This window comes from Vreelandella sedimenti (assembly GCF_013416325.1).
GTDB classification, from domain to species: domain Bacteria; phylum Pseudomonadota; class Gammaproteobacteria; order Pseudomonadales; family Halomonadaceae; genus Vreelandella; species Vreelandella sedimenti.
This window is the reverse complement of sequence record NZ_JACCGK010000008.1, coordinates 221,917-237,654: the sequence shown is the minus strand read 5'-3', so window position 1 is coordinate 237,654 and position 15,738 is coordinate 221,917. Positions and strand designations below refer to the sequence as shown.

12 protein-coding genes and 1 pseudogene are annotated in these 15,738 nt (G+C 45.8%); 11 read left to right on the top strand and 2 right to left on the bottom strand.

The annotated features are described in order from the left end of the window. Positions 1-5 precede the first annotated feature (5 nt). A pseudogene (locus tag HZU72_RS11120) lies at positions 6-1,511 on the top strand (IS1182 family transposase). Between the two features lie 401 nt (positions 1,512-1,912). After that, positions 1,913-2,251: an HAD-IC family P-type ATPase gene (locus HZU72_RS11110; RefSeq protein WP_443089493.1), complete on the top strand. Its 339-nt coding sequence runs from the start codon at positions 1,913-1,915 to the stop codon at positions 2,249-2,251. Between the two features lie 35 nt (positions 2,252-2,286). Here HZU72_RS11110 and HZU72_RS11105 read toward each other — a convergent pair whose 3' ends face one another. Further along, on the bottom strand, positions 2,287-2,496 hold the full coding sequence (locus HZU72_RS11105; protein ID WP_180091851.1) for a type II toxin-antitoxin system VapB family antitoxin: 210 nt from the start codon (positions 2,494-2,496) through the stop codon (positions 2,287-2,289). 222 nt (positions 2,497-2,718) lie between these two features. Here HZU72_RS11105 and HZU72_RS11100 point away from each other — a divergent pair, with 222 nt between their 5' ends. The 5 genes from HZU72_RS11100 to cas6f all read left to right on the top strand — a co-directional run bounded on the left by HZU72_RS11100 (position 2,719) and on the right by cas6f (position 8,456). Next, positions 2,719-3,093 (top strand): histone-like nucleoid-structuring protein, MvaT/MvaU family, encoded by a 375-nt coding sequence (locus HZU72_RS11100; RefSeq protein ID WP_180091850.1) that lies wholly within the window; start codon positions 2,719-2,721, stop codon positions 3,091-3,093. A 385-nt stretch (positions 3,094-3,478) separates the two neighbouring features. Further along, positions 3,479-4,717 (top strand): TniQ family protein, encoded by a 1,239-nt coding sequence (locus tag HZU72_RS11095; RefSeq protein WP_180091849.1) that lies wholly within the window; start codon positions 3,479-3,481, stop codon positions 4,715-4,717. Positions 4,718-4,728: 11 nt separating this feature from the next. Next, positions 4,729-6,792, top strand: a complete 2,064-nt coding sequence (locus HZU72_RS11090; RefSeq protein ID WP_180091848.1) for a type I-F CRISPR-associated protein Csy2 — start codon at positions 4,729-4,731, stop codon at positions 6,790-6,792. A gap of 12 nt (positions 6,793-6,804) precedes the next feature. Next, the gene (csy3, locus tag HZU72_RS11085) at positions 6,805-7,863 is read left to right on the top strand and encodes a type I-F CRISPR-associated protein Csy3 (RefSeq protein ID WP_180091847.1); all 1,059 of its coding nucleotides are present in this window, start codon (positions 6,805-6,807) and stop codon (positions 7,861-7,863) included. After that, entirely contained in the window at positions 7,860-8,456 is a 597-nt protein-coding gene (gene cas6f, locus HZU72_RS11080) for a type I-F CRISPR-associated endoribonuclease Cas6/Csy4 (protein ID WP_180091846.1), read from the top strand. The genes csy3 and cas6f overlap by 4 nt, the downstream gene beginning before the upstream one ends. A gap of 538 nt (positions 8,457-8,994) precedes the next feature. Here cas6f and HZU72_RS11075 read toward each other — a convergent pair. Further along, entirely contained in the window at positions 8,995-9,906 is a 912-nt protein-coding gene (locus tag HZU72_RS11075; protein ID WP_208458041.1) for a LysR substrate-binding domain-containing protein, read from the bottom strand. Positions 9,907-10,037: 131 nt separating this feature from the next. Between HZU72_RS11075 and HZU72_RS11070 the strand changes: the two genes are divergently transcribed. The 4 genes from HZU72_RS11070 (at position 10,038) to HZU72_RS11055 (ending at position 15,672) form a co-directional block, all read left to right on the top strand. Next, positions 10,038-11,099, top strand: coding sequence for a tartrate dehydrogenase (locus HZU72_RS11070; protein WP_180091845.1), 1,062 nt, complete (start codon positions 10,038-10,040; stop codon positions 11,097-11,099). 108 nt (positions 11,100-11,207) lie between these two features. Continuing rightward, positions 11,208-12,395 (top strand): glycerate kinase, encoded by a 1,188-nt coding sequence (locus tag HZU72_RS11065; protein WP_180091844.1) that lies wholly within the window; start codon positions 11,208-11,210, stop codon positions 12,393-12,395. A gap of 53 nt (positions 12,396-12,448) precedes the next feature. After that, positions 12,449-13,423 (top strand): TAXI family TRAP transporter solute-binding subunit, encoded by a 975-nt coding sequence (locus tag HZU72_RS11060; protein ID WP_180091843.1) that lies wholly within the window; start codon positions 12,449-12,451, stop codon positions 13,421-13,423. Between the two features lie 86 nt (positions 13,424-13,509). Then, positions 13,510-15,672 (top strand): TRAP transporter permease, encoded by a 2,163-nt coding sequence (locus HZU72_RS11055; protein WP_179916415.1) that lies wholly within the window; start codon positions 13,510-13,512, stop codon positions 15,670-15,672. The last annotated feature ends 66 nt before the right edge of the window (positions 15,673-15,738 follow it).

Genomic DNA, 15,738 nt, shown 5'->3' with positions numbered 1-15,738 from the left:
TACCGATGAAACGTTTCGTCGCAGGTGAATCACGGTCCCAAGCTACGTTGTTTCCTGAACTCCTGGATGATTTCGTCTCTGATGACAATCCGGTTCGGGCCATTGAGGCTTTCGTGGACGCCCTCGACCTCAAACAGCTGGGTTTCAAAGGTATTGATCCCCATGCCACGGGTCGGGCCGCCTATCACCCCGCTGTACTTCNCCACGGGTCGGGCCGCCTATCACCCCGCTGTACTTCTAAAAATCTATCTTTACGGTTACCTCAACCGCGTGCAATCCAGCCGCCGTTTGAAACGTGAGGCGCAGCGGAATGTTGAATTCATGTGGCTAACGGAGCGCCTCGCACCGGACTTCAAAACGATTGCCGATTTCCGCCAGCACAATGGCAAGGCGATCCAAGCCACCTGCCGAGACTTCGTCTTGGTATGTCGACGTCTGGAACTCTTTGCACAATCGGTGATGGCAATCGATGGCAGCAAATTTAAGGCGGTCAACAATAGAGACCGTAACTTCACCTTTGCCAAGATGAAGCGACGTGCAGAGGAAATCGATAAAAGTATTGAGCGTTACTTACGCCAACTCGACGCAATGGATCAAGGCTCCGCTGTTGTCACAGAAGCACAGACGACACGCTTGAAGGAAAAGATCGCCTCCCTCACAGAAGAAGTTCAACACCTGCAATCTATTGAAATTCAAAGAACCGAGGCACCTGAACAGCAAGTTTCTTTGACAGACCCAGATGCTCGCTCCATGACAACACGAGGGACGTGGGTAGTGGGCTACAACGTACAGACGGCTGTCGATAGTCGGCATCACTTAATCGTAGCCCATGAGGTTACCAATGTCGCAGTGACCGGCGTCAGCTTTCCCGGATGGCCAAGCAAGCCCGCAATGCTAGCGGCGTCAGCGATCTCCACGTCGTGGCTGATCGCGGTTATTTTACAGGGGAGGAGATTCTTGCGTGTCACGAGGCCGGTATCACGACATATCTTCCCAAGCCCAAAAGCTCGCCGAGCCAGGCCAAAGGCATGTTTCCCAGAGAGGCGTTTCGTTACGTGCCCGAACGTAATGAATATCGCTGTCCCGCGAGAGAGCGACTGGTTTGGCGCTTCAAGAACGTCGAAAAAGGCCAGACGCTACATTGCTATTGGAGTTCGGCCTGTCCGAGTTGCTTAATGAAGTCGCAGTGCACCACGGGTATCCATCGGCGCATCAAACGCTGGGAACACGAAGAGGTACTGGAGGCGGTAATCTCACGTCTAGATCAGACGCCGGATATAATGCGCATCCGACGTCAAACTGTTGAGCATCCCTTTGGCACGTTAAAAGCATGGATGGGTGCGACGCACTTCCTGACTAAGCGCCTTAAGAACGTCAGCACGGAAATGAGCCTTCATGTACTTGCTTACAACATGAAACGCGTCATGAATATCCTTGGCACCATGGGTTTGATCAAGGCGATGCGGGCATTGATGCTGACCTGGCTCTGCCATACCTGTAGTAGCCAATAGCGCTTCTTAGTAAGTTCTGCCTAGGCTTTATCTCGACTAACTCAGATATTGGCGGAATGAATGAAGGTGCTCTGAACTGCCTTGCTGGCCCGTTAGTGGTGCCAAAACGGCTAAGCACTGTTATCGCCAACTGATTTTGGGTTTTCACACAGCCTCGGCCGACAGTTGCCGTTGAAAAGCGACCGCTATCCAACTTGCCATGATGGTGTTCGAGGACAAGCGGGCCGCGATCGAATGACTGTCTCGTTCTAACAAAACGCTGGCAGGACGGGCACCAATCCTGCTCTGTGTAACTGAGTTTGGTACAAAGCAGATTCGGCGTGTACTACACGCTATGATGTCTGGCGTGAAGGCTGCATTTTATTAGTGCCTCGGCTGGTGTCTTATAAGCAAACCAACTCATTTTCAGAAATATCCTGCACCCTGTCATTCCTCAATCCGTCATTTCGGCCCTGCAGAAAGATGGAATCCGTGTAGTGATGCTGACTGGCGATAACCGTACATCGGCCGAAGCGGTTCCCCGAAAACTTCATATTGATGAGATGGAGGCGGAAGTGCTACCCGAAGATAAGGGTAACATTATCCAGCGACTGAAAAACGAAGGCCACGTTGTTTTGATGGCAGGCGATGGCGTTAATGATGCACCTGCTTTAGCAACGGCGGATGTCGGTGTGGCAATGGGGACTGGTACCGATGTGGCCATTGAAAGTCTCGGAATAATTCCGCTATGCGCATCCTGAAATTTTTCATATAAGATAGGATAAAATGTGTATTTTCATTGCGACGGTGGATTTCCGCGACGGCGTATAATGTCTGATATCTCAGGAACGGTGCCACCTAAGTCTGCTAGGCGACGAGCTGCTTGTACTCGCACATAGGTTTTTAGGGCCTCACGAAATATGTCTGATGGCTTGTTCAGTCCTGGCCCAGCAAGCTCTAGCGCTTGTTCATAAAGAGCATCATCAATGGTGACCGTGGTTCGCATAGTGTAACTCCTCGCAACTTTATGGTGATATAATGCACCATTATTTTTACTGCAAATACCTTTTTCACCACAGAATAGCCTTGGATGACTTTGAAAAAAGCAGAGTAACAATTTAATCTAGCGACAGTTTCCTTTTCACCGTTTGGAATGATTGCAAGGCTTTGGTAAATTTTCAGTGTGATAAGGGCTCATAGCAAAGAAATTTTAAAAAGGACGAATTTCATGACGTCAGTGCTTAAAGATTACATCCAAAAAGAACAATTGTTGAAGAAACTGCAAGAAGAGCTGCAGGAGCTTGAAAATAATAGTGAATTAAAAGAAGAAATTGAATTTAAAGAAAGATTGCAAGCGCTTATGACAGAATACGGAAAGCTTGCACGTGAAGTATGTGAAATGATTGACCCCAGTTACAACCGCCAATCCACTAAGAAAAGTGGAATGGACGGCCGTAAAAAACGTCCTCTGAAAGTCTATAAAAATCCGCATACAGAGGAAGTAGTAGAAACTCGTGGTGGTAATCATAAAATTATCCAGGCTTGGAAAGCAGAGTTTGGTAATGAAGAAGTAGGCTCATGGGTAATTGATGAAAGTGCTTAAGAGAAAAAAGTAGAGCATACAAGCCTCCTTTTGGAGGCTTTTGTTTAATAGGCTTATCAAAATAGTAAGCTACCATGCAAAAATTGCATTGGTCACATATTATTTTACAAAGATAGCATGCACCTGATTCGTGCTCTCGTCAGTCTGGGATAGTTAAGACGAATTTTACCTTTTAGAAGCTTATATGTGGGTTTTATTAATTTTTGCTAATAGTTTGCCATCTGCCAGATCTTGCGTTCCTTATGAAAATATTAGAATTATCATGTAGCTGGAAGCTACTGTACTCCTTCCATGTTGTTTCATAAAAATTGTGTTTGAATAAAGTTGTGCGCAATTCTAGGTCAGCTGCTATACCTTGATAAGGAAACCTTAGCAGGTGGCTGCCATGAAATTGCTTGTTCGCCCCAAGCCTTTCAGTAACGAATCGCTAGAGAGCTATATGCTTCGGCTCTCGGAAGAAAATTTCTTTGCATATTATCAACAGTTTAGTCGGGCCATAAAGGATTGGCTTCAGCTTCACGACCATGAAGCCGCGGGGGCATTTCCAGTAGAATTGAGCCGGTTGAACGTTTACCATGCGGCGCAGAGTAGCAGTCGACGCATTCGTGCACTTAGACTCATAGAATCACTGACAGACAATGAACAGTTACCGCTACTGCATTTAGCAGTAATGCACTCAAACCAATCATTTTGCTCCCGCTATCAAGGTGTATTTTACGATGGAGTGCACATTCCACGCGCTTTGGTGCGGCAACATACAGTACCCGTTTGTCCAGACTGTTTGAACGAAGCTGGCTACATTCGGCAGGAATGGCATTGGATCCCTTATCAAGCCTGCTTAGATCATGGCGTTCGGCTAGTTCATGAGTGCCCGAAGTGCGGTGACCCTCTCAGCTATATAGTTAATGAATCTTTGTATTCATGCACTTGTGGAATGGATATAAGGCACTCGGCCACTAGTAGGGCAGAAGGTTGGCAGATAGAAGCAAGCCGCTTGGTGATGGGTGTACTGGATGAGGCAAGTTATCCGCTGCTTGGCCTGCATTCGATTAGTATGCGATTTACTTGTCTACTGTGGTTTCAGCTTTATTCCCATCAAGGGCTAAATGAATCAGGACAGGTTGATACGAACACGTTAAAAGATGCGATGGAGTACTTCTCTCACTGGCCGGAAATTTTTAATCGTGAACTGGAAGCTAGAGCGGCAAACGCCGAAAATTTCTTATTACAAGATTTTAATCGCACACGCTTACAGCATGTTTTTGGCGACATCATCAGGATGTCTCACCTTCTAGTGAAAGATCATACAGAAAGGGATTTTATACTCATTCACCTTGAGGATTTTCTGGTCAAACTTGTGAACAGGCATCCTAAAAACCGTGTGCCAAATCTGGCCGATTTACTGCTTAGCGTGCCCGAAGCCTCCGTACTGCTTGGTACCTCGCATGAACAAGTTTACCGGCTGTATCAGGAGGGCTATTTGAAACTTGCTTTCAGGCTTAAGGGTCACGAGAAGTTGACTGGCGGCGTAGGGGCATTTCATTTGCGAGAAGTGATTGAGTTGCGTCAATCGCGAGTCCCAATGGAAGGATCCGTCTACAATAACTATCTGTCGGCTTGGTGAGGACAATGCTCATGCATCTTAATGAAATTATTGAGCTACCTGTCAATGAGCGTTCAGTTGCTATTCGTAAGGCGTTTGCTCCTTACACGAAATTAGTTGAAGTTTCTGAAAGTGAGCCTATGGCAGCAATTGCGTTGCTAAATCTCTCACATAAACGAGAAGACGTTGCAAATATACTAGATAATACCATGGCGACTGCGACACTTATGGATTGGTATCACATGGAAAAATGTGCCCAGGAAATTAAGTGGCTACATACACATAACGTTAAATACCCTGATACACGCATATCGGGTCAAAGAATGATAGCACGATTAGAAACGCCAGCTATAAATACGGTATCATCATTTTACTGCATACAGCGTTTAGGATGGTCACACAACTCATCAGCTGTTAATAAGGCAAAACTGTTTGGATCGCATTTTTTGTTTCGTGGGAATCCCACTTGTTTAGCAGGTTTAATTGCAGAAAATGAGCAGTGCTGGTGGAATGTATTTGAGGCGTTAGGGATGCCACATGGCCAGTGGCTGTATCTTCAGAAGCTTTTTAAAGAATATCTTACGACTAACTTATTTCCTTTATCTGTCAATTATCGCTCTGTGCAAGTAACTTTCCCTTATCAGGGTCATGATATTAGTATTACCCCCGTAGCATCTCACTCAATGCTTTCAGATATTCAAATTGCGCGAAAAGAGAAAAATGGAAATTTTACCACTATTAAGCATTGGCATGCATCAAGTGTGGGTGATCTAGCTTCGTCCTTAGGAGGAAAAGTTGCTGTACTTAACTACCCACCTAATTGTGGTAATAGTCAAAATTGGAAACAAAAAAAATACAATAATACTGAAAGTAGTCAAGGTGTTTATTTTTATGAACGCACTTTAAGAAGTGAGGGGTTTATCACCGCTTGCGAAGATATCATTATAAGCAAGCAGTTGCAGACTCAAAAAGAGAGGAATATTCTCCGCCGTGCTGCAATGCACTCATTAAGAGTACATTTGGCAGAATGGCTAGCTCCAATAAGTTACTGGCGTGGAAAAGCACACATTGAAACGCAAAGTAGAGGTATAGGGCTAGCTCAGCTTCTTATATATACCCCTGATAATCAACTGATTGATCATCTTGTGTTGATCAATAAAGAGCTACACGCGGCATTGGTCAAGTATCGTGCTACCGAGCGATTCGCTTATCATCCTGAATTATTGTTGCCATTAAAAAGCCAGATTAAGGTATTGCTAAAGCGCCTATTGCAGTCGCAAGAGAATAAAGATAGCGACAAATCTTCTCGTTATCTTCATCTTAAAAATCTGCACGTTTTCGACGCACAAGCTTTATCTTGCCCATACGTCGTGGGCCTACCTTCAATGACCGCTCTTTGGGGAGTGGTTTATAACTATCAGCTTCTGTTACAAAAACTTCTTAGTCGCAATGTACTGTTTGATGGCGTTGCCTGCTTCTTACGCCAGTATAATTTTTCCGGAAATGCAAAAATACCAGAACAAAACATTCCACCGTCTAAAAGTGGAGGGCCTGTGAGAAGGCCTGGTCTGATTGATATGCGCTACTGTGATCTGCGAATGGATTTGGTTATTCGGCTCCATGCTGATAGTGAGTTAGGGGTGCTTGAGGAAAGAGAATTGCCTTTGATCCAAGCAGCCTTTCCAGGCAGGTTCGCAGGGGGCATAATGCAGCCGCCACCGCTTTATGATGAGCCAAAATGGTGTTTATTACACAAGGATAATGAGTCCCTGTCTGAGGTAATTTCTACCTTACCAGAAGAAGGGCGTTGGATTATTGCTTCAGAGGAACAGCCAAATAGCATTAATAGTTTAGTTACATATCTCGCCAAGCGCCCGTATTGTTTACCCACCTTGACGGGTTATCAAATGTTGGAGCCACCTCGCGAAAGACCCGGTTCGCACAAATTATATCATGCCTATGCTGAGCCTCTGATCAGTGTGGCGGATATGGTGTCGCCAGCGAGGCTGAGGCTCCAAAAGCCGCTGTATTTTTTCGTGAATGCATTTTGGAGGCTGAAAGTTGAGAATTTGACTATGCTTATGGTTAAAGCTTAGCAGGTCAAAACAATGAACCCTTTTAAGCATCTTAGCTATGAGCGGTCTCTGAATCCTGGAAAAGCCGTTTTTTACTATCGTACTGCTACGAGTGAGTTTGAGCCACTCCAAGCTGAGGTGATGAGGCTACGTGCTCCGAAAGCCACTTTTACCGACGGGTATATGTCAACCGGTGCTGCAAGACCGAGGGAAACAAGCGGCTTAGGTCATGCTAACCTTATAACTATTGAAACATGTTATGTACCACCTTTGGTTGATGTTATATATTGTCGCTTTTCTCTCCGTGTGATTGCTAACAGTTTGGAACCACGCGTTTGCGACGATTCAGAAATTAACAATTTATTAAAATTATTTGCTGACGAATATTTGAAAGCGGGCGGGTATAAAGAGCTAGCTATGCGTTATGCAAAAAATATTTTGTCGGCTGAATGGCTGTGGCGAAACAAGAAGGCGCAGGGTGTATCTGTTGAAGTGATTACTTCAAATGAAAATAAATACAATATTAGAGGAGCTCAGCATAAAGAGTGGGGGTCTTTATGGAAACAGGAAGACGACAAAACTTTAGATGAATTTTCAGAAGAGCTGACAAGGGCACTTTCGATACCCGAGGAATATCTGTTTATAGATGTTAACGCCACTATAAACGCTGGTTTTTGTCAAGAAATATATCCGAGCCAAGTTTTTACTGAAAAAAGCAAAAATGGTTATGAGGGTAGTGCAAGGATTGCGACAAAGCAATATTTGAAGGTGACTTTACCTGATGGACGACAAGCTGTCAGTTTTGGATCATATAAAGTGGGTGCTGCAATTCAAAAAATTGATGATTGGTGGATGGATAATGATGCTGAGTATCCCTTGAGAGTCAGTGAGTACGGAGCAGACCGTCAAAGAGTTTTGGCTATGCGCGAACCAACAACGGGGCTGGACTATTATTCTTTGCTATCAAAGGTTGATGTGTTAACTAATGAAATAATTAAAACTGGTTGCGTTAGCTCGCATTCACACTTTTTTATGTCAGTTTTAGTTAAAGGTGGAATGTTTCAAAAAGGAATTAAAAAAGGTGATATATGAGATATTATTTTTTTATCCAATATATTATACCTGGTGCCGATTATTCATTCTTAGCAGGTAAGTGTATAGCTGTTTTACATAGTCTTATGAGTAAGTGTCAAGACTCAATGATTGGCATAACTTTTCCTGGATGGACAGATGAAACATTAGGTGGTTCTGTTGCCTTCATCAGCAAAGAAGAAAATAAATTAGCATGCTTGTCAGCAATGCAATATTTTAAAATTATGCAGGAACAAGGTTTTATAACTGTCAGCGAAATTAGACAAGTCCCTCCTGATGTTTATGAAGTTAAATTTGTTCGCAACCAAAGTATCGTCAAGTTTTTTCCTGGTGAGGCAAGGCGTAGATTAATACGTGGCCAAAAGCGCGCATTCGAGCGTGGGGAGCCATTCGTTCCCATTAGCCCGCAAATGAGCCGTGTAGCTAATCAATGCCATATCATACCGATGGATAGTCTGTCGTCGGGACAGCGCTTCCCACTATTTATACAGCGTTGTTCAGCAGAGCGGACTGATGCCAGATACAACAGCTATGGATTCGCGACTACTCAGACCCACATGGGTACTGTGCCTTACCTTAGACAAATTACCTAAATATTAGTATTCATTATTTATTTGTATCAATAGCTTATTCTCAGGCCTTATGAAGGAAAATTTAAATTTAAATTTAAATTTAAATTTTATCTGATTGGTGTCTATTGTATATATGTTAGGTACATCTAGTGAAACGCCGAATAGGCGGCTGAAAAAAACGAAGGCATATGCGCCATCTTTATTGGAGAGTGAACCGCCGAATAGGCAGCTGATATTAGGACTGGAAGAAAGCATCGGTAATGATACCAACCGCCGCAAGGCAGAAATGGCCTTACCCCCAAGGTTTCTTGGGGGTGTTTTTTATTGGGTTATTTTTGTCCTAAATTCAAATCAGCTCATTTACAATAATATCCTTGATATGTGCCAATGGTGCTGGAGCTTTATGTGGAAAAATACGAGGTTTAATTACTTTACTGTACGCACGTTTGAATTTTTATCAAGATAAAGCGAAAACGATAATTTCTCTTTTTATTAAAGATCAGCGTCTCTCTCATAACCTTGGCTGATTTCTCAAGTAAACGTGGCTTAGGCCGTTCTATTAAGTTTTGTCATGCCTTTCAAATGGAATTATTTTCATTTTCTCAGCTAAATAATCAATGAACATTCTTAGCCGAATAGGAATGTTCTGCTTATAAGGGTAAACAGCATATATATCTGCATTAGGAAGTTGATAGTCACTAAGAACCTTCTTTAAAGTCCCTTGCTTTAAATGATGGTAAACGTCCCATTCTGCCCTTATCGCGATACCATGCCCCTTTAGAGCCCAGCTTAGAACGCTTTCGCCGTCATTGGAACTTAAGTTTCCTCCGACCCGGACATGGTAAATTTGATCTTCTTTTGTGAAATGCCAGTTACCGTAAGTTTCGTCATTTTGTCTAAGTACTATACAATTGTGATGAGAGAGTTCATGAGGTGTTGTGGGTTCATTTTTAGTAGCAAAATAACTAGGTGAGGCACACAAAAAACGTCTATGTGAGGCAATTTTCCTAGCGTGTAAACCAGAGTCTGGTAGTGAACCGAACCGGATCCCGATATCAAAGGAGTTGGTGATTAAATTCAAAGGATGATCTGATAGATGCAGCTGGCATTCAATTTTAGGGTGCTCTTCTATAAAGTCTGAAACAAACTTTGAAATATACTTTCTCCCAAATCCGAATGGTGCATTAATTCTGATTGGGCCTTCGGCTTCGTCAGTCTTTTGACGTAATGCTAAGCTCATTTCTTCTAAAGTTGATGTAACTTTTCGGGCGTATTCTAAGTATAACTTCCCATTAGCTGTAAGACTCATGGAACGGGTGGACCTGGATATAAGCTGGCAACCAATATTTTTTTCAATATTAGAAAGTCGTTTGCTGGCTGCGGCTGGAGTTATATCAAAATCCTTAGCTGCTTTAGATATGCTTCCAGATTGACAAATTAATATAAAAAACTCGAAATCACTACTAACCATGATTATTAACTCTTGGTTGTTTCTGTATTAACTGGAAGTATATTGAAGTCATTTCACCTTGTCATCTAATGTCTGTAGTGCCAAGCAAACGTATTTTCATATAAAAAATTAGATAGGTAGGAGCATTATATATGCGTAGTCATCGCGTTGCAGTTATTCCTGGTGATGGAATCGGCCTCGAAGTGATTGAGGCAGGCAAAAAAGTGCTTGAAACGTTGGCGAAAAAAAGTGGGAATTTCCATTTTGAATTCGAAGACTTTGATTGGAGCTCCCAGCGCTACCTTAGCCAGGGCGAGTACATTCCTGAAGGAGGGCTAGAAAAACTTTCAAAATTTGACGCTATCTACTTCGGTGCCGTGGGTAGCCAAGATGTTCCCGATCACGTTTCCCTTTGGGAGCTTCGGCTCGCTATCTGCCAAGGCTTTGATCAATACGCGAATGTACGTCCCGCTCGGGTCCTGCCAGGTGTTAACAGCCGCTTAAAAGGCGCTGAAGAGATTGATTGGGTAATTGTTAGAGAAAATAGCGAAGGTGAATATTCAGGTAACGGTGGCCGAGTTCACCAAGGACACCCTGAGGAAGTCGGTACTGAGGTGTCTGTTTTCACGCGGAAAGGGATCGAGCGAATCCATCGTTTTGCGTTCAAACTAGCACAAAGCCGTCCTCGCAAAAAACTGACGCTAGTCACTAAGTCTAACGCTCAGCGGCACGGCATGGTGCTGTGGGATGAGGTGTTCTTTGAAGTCGCAAAAGACTTCCCTGATGTAAAAATTGATCGGGAGCTTGTGGATGCTGCGACTACTCGCATGGTTCTCAAGCCGGAGACGATGGACGTTATTGTTGCAACCAACCTCCATGCAGACATTTTATCTGATTTGGCAGCTGCCCTTTCAGGCAGTCTAGGTATTGCGCCCACCGCAAACCTGAATCCAGAAAGGACTTACCCTTCCATGTTTGAACCTATCCATGGTTCAGCATTTGATATCGCCGGGCAAGGTATTGCCAACCCAGTGGGGTCCTTTTGGACAGCTGCCATGATGCTGGAGCACTTGGGGGAAGCTACTGCGGCTGAACGACTAATGGCAGCCGTTGAGCGGCTGACTGCCTCTGGCCTACAAACAAAAGACCTCGGTGGCTCAGCGAATACGCGCGATGTTACTCAGGCCATCTGTTCTGATATTGAACAACAATAAAGGCATGGTCGTGGCTTCAAAACGTATGTTCTTGAAGCGGCTGAGAGCATCAGTGGTGTTATTTTGATGCTTAATGCCTACGGCTTTCCTCTGTAGAGGGGCTAGTAAATGAAAATTGTTATTGCTCCTGATAGTTATAAAGGCGCGTTATCGGCTCAGGCTGCAGCGGTTGCGATGGAAAAAGGTATCGTCCGTGCTTTCCCACACGCAATCACTATTAAGTGCCCTATGGGCGATGGGGGAGAAGGAACCCTTGATGCCTTAGTTTCCTCTACGGGGGCTGCCGTGTTCCATACAGAAGTAGTTGATGCTTTTGGTGGATCGCGTCGTGCCGCGTGGGGTTGGCATAGCGCTAGCTCAACAGCTTATGTGGAGCTGGCAGAAGCCTGCGGGCTTCAGTATGTCGATGTTGAAAAGAACTCCATTTACAGAAGTACTACGTATGGGGTTGGACAGCTCATTAATCAAGCTTTAAATAAGGGCGCTAAGTCTCTTGTTATAACATTAGGCGGAAGTGCGACTAATGACGCTGGGGCTGGAATGCTAGTTGCTTTAGGGGGGAAGCTTCTCGATAAAGAGGGTAGTGAACTCCCTCCCGTGACTGAGAGCTTATTTAAGCTGGATAAAGTTGATCTTTCGGGATTGGATCAACGTTTAAAAGATTTACAAGTAGTAGCAGCGGTTGATGTTGATAACCCCCTTTTAGGCGCTAATGGGGCCAGTGCGATTTATGGCCCCCAAAAAGGCGCCTCGCCAGCGGATGTTTCTGTCCTTGACGCATTGCTAGCCAATTTCTCCCAAAAAGTCAGCGAAGTGACTGGCGTCGATGTCAGCGATTTTCCAGGTGCTGGTGCTGCTGGGGGAATGGGTTATGCGGCAATGGCTTTTTTAAAGGCAACGCTTAAGCCTGGTATCGACGTTGTAATGCAACAAGTCAACTTTAATAATCATCTTAATGATGCTGACTTAGTCATTACAGGAGAAGGGCGTTTAGATGGTCAAAGTTTGGCAGGTAAAACGCCGATTGGCATTGCCAGACTTGCCAGTGAAAGGGATATACCCGTGGTAATAATCGCTGGGCAGTTAGGGGAGGGGTGGCGTGCCTCTTACTCACAAGGTGTTTCTGCTGCATTTTCGCTAGTAGATGGGCCAATGAGTTTAGCGGAGGCTATTGAGAAAGCAGATCAGTTGCTCAGTGATAGATGTGAATCAATCATTAGGCTATTTCATGCTAGTTCCCTAAGCCATTGTAAATTAACCAAATCAATAAAGGAGGGGTTTATCATCTATTCATAAATTTTTTGGGTTCTAGCTTTAATAAATAATTACAAATTAACGGAGTACTTACTATGAAAATTACAAAAGTTGTAGCAGCCGTATTGCTCGGAGGCACTGTTGGAAGTGCTATCGCTGAAGAAGGAAAAGAGAACTGGCCCGAGAGTCTTTCTATTGCGACCGGGAGTCAAGGTGCCACTTATTATATTTATGGCTCTGGTTGGGGAAATCTAGTCGGGGAAGCAACCGGGTCGACCTTTGGTGCTGAAGTAACAGGGGGCCCGGTGCAGAACGTTACCCTTGTCCAAATGGGCGAAAGTGAATTCGGCATGGTGACGACTGGCCCTGCCTTTCAAGCTTGGAATGGTGAAAGTGACCTTGCACCTGGTGTAGAGCATAAGGACATTCGCGCTGTTTTCCCAATGTACCAAACAGCTCTCCAAGTTATCTCGCTTGAGGGGTCTGACATTGACTCAATTTCCGACCTGGATGGTAAGACGGTTGGTATTGGGCCTGCTGGTGGCACGGGCGATATGTATTTTCCCCAACTCTTCGAAAAGTTGGATATAGAGGTCGACACTCGTAATGGTGGGGCTGCCGATCAGGCGAGCCAGGTTCAAGATGGATTAATTGACGCCTTTGCTTTCGCTTCAGGCATTCCTGTTTCGGCTTTCAGCCAGCTTGAGGCTCAGGCTGACGTTAATATTTTCTCATTTTCCGAAGAGGAAATGAGTAAATTCCTTGATGACTACCCAGAGTTGAGCCAGGGAACGATTCCTGCATCCGCATACACCAGCCTTGAGGAAGATGTGCCAGCTATCTCACTGTGGAATTTTGCCATTACGCATAAGGATATGTCTGAGTCCTTCGTTTATGAGGTTACTAAGACGGTAATGGAAAGCCAGGAGAGGATGTTACAAGTACATGGCTCGGCACGCGAAACGATACCTGAAAACGCAGAGCATAATTCCTTCATTCCGTGGCACCCAGGTGCGGTTCGTTGGTTCGAAGAGAATGGCTACGAGATTCCTGAAGACCTACGTGGCTGATTATTAATTATTCAATGCGTCGGCTAACGGTTGGCGCATTGTCTCTTCAAACTAGCGGGTAACTGTAACCTCCAAGGTGACCAGGAATGACTCAAGATACTCTACTTCAAGGAGCAGAGGAGAAGATCGGTACTGATAGCGTCTCCGATGTTCCCCTCGCTCATAATGAGCGCGAGTTATCCGGATTGCTCGGTAAGACAGTGTTCATTGCATGTGTACTGTTTACTGCGATGCATCTTTATGCGCTCAATGTTTCACCCATCGAAACCTGGACGTTTCGCATTCTCCACGTAGCCGGAGGCTTAGCCGTTGGGTTTGCCATAACCGCAGCGATGAGCCTGGATCGCAGCGGCGGAGAAGTGCGCGTTGCCCAGCGAGAATGGTTGGCCCTAATACCTGCGATAGCCGCTGTTGGCTACGCTAGCTTCTGTTTGGTCCTTGCTTGGTTTCAGCGCGATATTCAGGGAACGACCCCTTCTAATTGGGTTCTGGCTCATTTGAGCTGGGCATTGGTTGTGGCAAGTGCCATTGCGATGATCGGCAGTTGGGTTGGGCGAAGTTCAAGTCACTCGATACATTGGGCTGATATCGTACTCATTATTGCCTCGGTTCTGGTCGCCGGGTACCTTGTACTAGTGCTCAACCGTTGGCGTATGACGGCGGGCATGCCTATGGCCAACCAAAATGACTTTCTCGTGGCCGCGGTGGGGGTTGCGCTAATTATGGAGCTGACCAGACGTGTGGCTGGACTGGCTCTTATTGTTATAACCGCGGTGTTTCTAATCTATGCATTTGCGGGGCCTTACTTGCCGGGTCTGCTTGAGCATCGTGGTTATACGGCATCGCGTTTTTTCACCTACCTCTACACTGACAATGGCGTTCTCGGACCCACTACCGCAGTATCCTCCACATACATTATTTTGTTCATTACCTTTGCGGCGTTCCTGCAAGCATCCCGTGTGGGCGATTACTTCGTGAACTTCGCCTTTGCGGCAGCCGGGCGCACCCGAGGTGGGCCCGCTAAGGTTGCGGTGTTTGCCTCTGGCTTGATGGGTATGATCAATGGAACTTCTGCTGGTAACGTGGTGGCTACTGGGTCGTTGACGATCCCTTTGATGAAGAAAGTAGGCTATCACCCGCGCAGTGCTGGTGGCATTGAGGCTGCTGCTTCAACCGGTGGGCAGATAGTCCCTCCGATTATGGGGGCAGGTGCCTTTATTATGGCGGAGGTCACCGGTATACCCTATACCGAGATCGCCGTGGCTGCGTTGCTGCCGGCTGCACTCTACTTCCTTTCGATTTACTTCATGGTAGACCTAGAAGCTCGCCGCGACGGCATGCAGGGCCTGTCTCGGGATCAACTTCCCGTTTTTAAACAGTTGGTTAAACAAGTCTATCTTTTCCTACCCATCGTTATTCTGGTGAGCACCCTATACATGGGCTATTCGGTAATTCGTGCCGGTACCCTTGCGATGATCAGTGCCGCGGTAGTTTCTTGGTTTACTCCACACTGGATGGGCCCTAAGGCGCTGCTAAATGCGCTATCTCTAGGTGCACGCATGGCGATTCCGTTGATAGCGGTATGCGCCTGTGCGGGCATCATTGTTGGCGTCATTTCGCTTACTGGCGTTGGCGCTCGCTTTGCTTCCATGCTGCTAGGGATTGCGGATGCCAGCCATCTGTTGGCGCTATTTTTCGCCATGTGTATTTCGATACTTCTGGGTATGGGTATGCCTACCACAGCTGCCTATGCGGTTGCAGCGTCAGTGGTCGCGCCGGGACTACAGCAAATTGGTATTCCGCCGTTGGTCGCGCACTTTTTCGTGTTCTATTACGCAGTACTCTCAGCAATTACGCCACCGGTGGCCCTAGCTGGGTACGCTGCCGCGGCAATTGCAGGTACTGATCCGCTGAAAACAGCCGTTACGTCCTTCAAGTTCGGCTTGGCAGCCTTCATCGTACCCTTCATGTTCTTCTATAACCCAGCATTGCTCATGGAGGGTAGCTGGTTCGAGATATTGCGCGTAGCCATTACTGCCGGTGTGGGTATCTATTTGCTAGCAGCTGCCGTTCAAGCCTGGTTCCTCAATGGCCGAGTCAATTGGATACAGCGCGTATTATTACTCGTTGCTGCGCTGGCCATGATCGCCGGTGGATTGATGACGGATCTCATCGGGCTAGGGCTCGGGGCGTTGGTCTTCTTATGGCAAGCGGCCCTGCAAAGAAACAAGCATAAGGCCCCAATCTGATTGCTTATTGCCTCGTTAAAGCGGAGACGTTGAGGACTGGTGGAATACCCGCAGTCTACTCTCCGC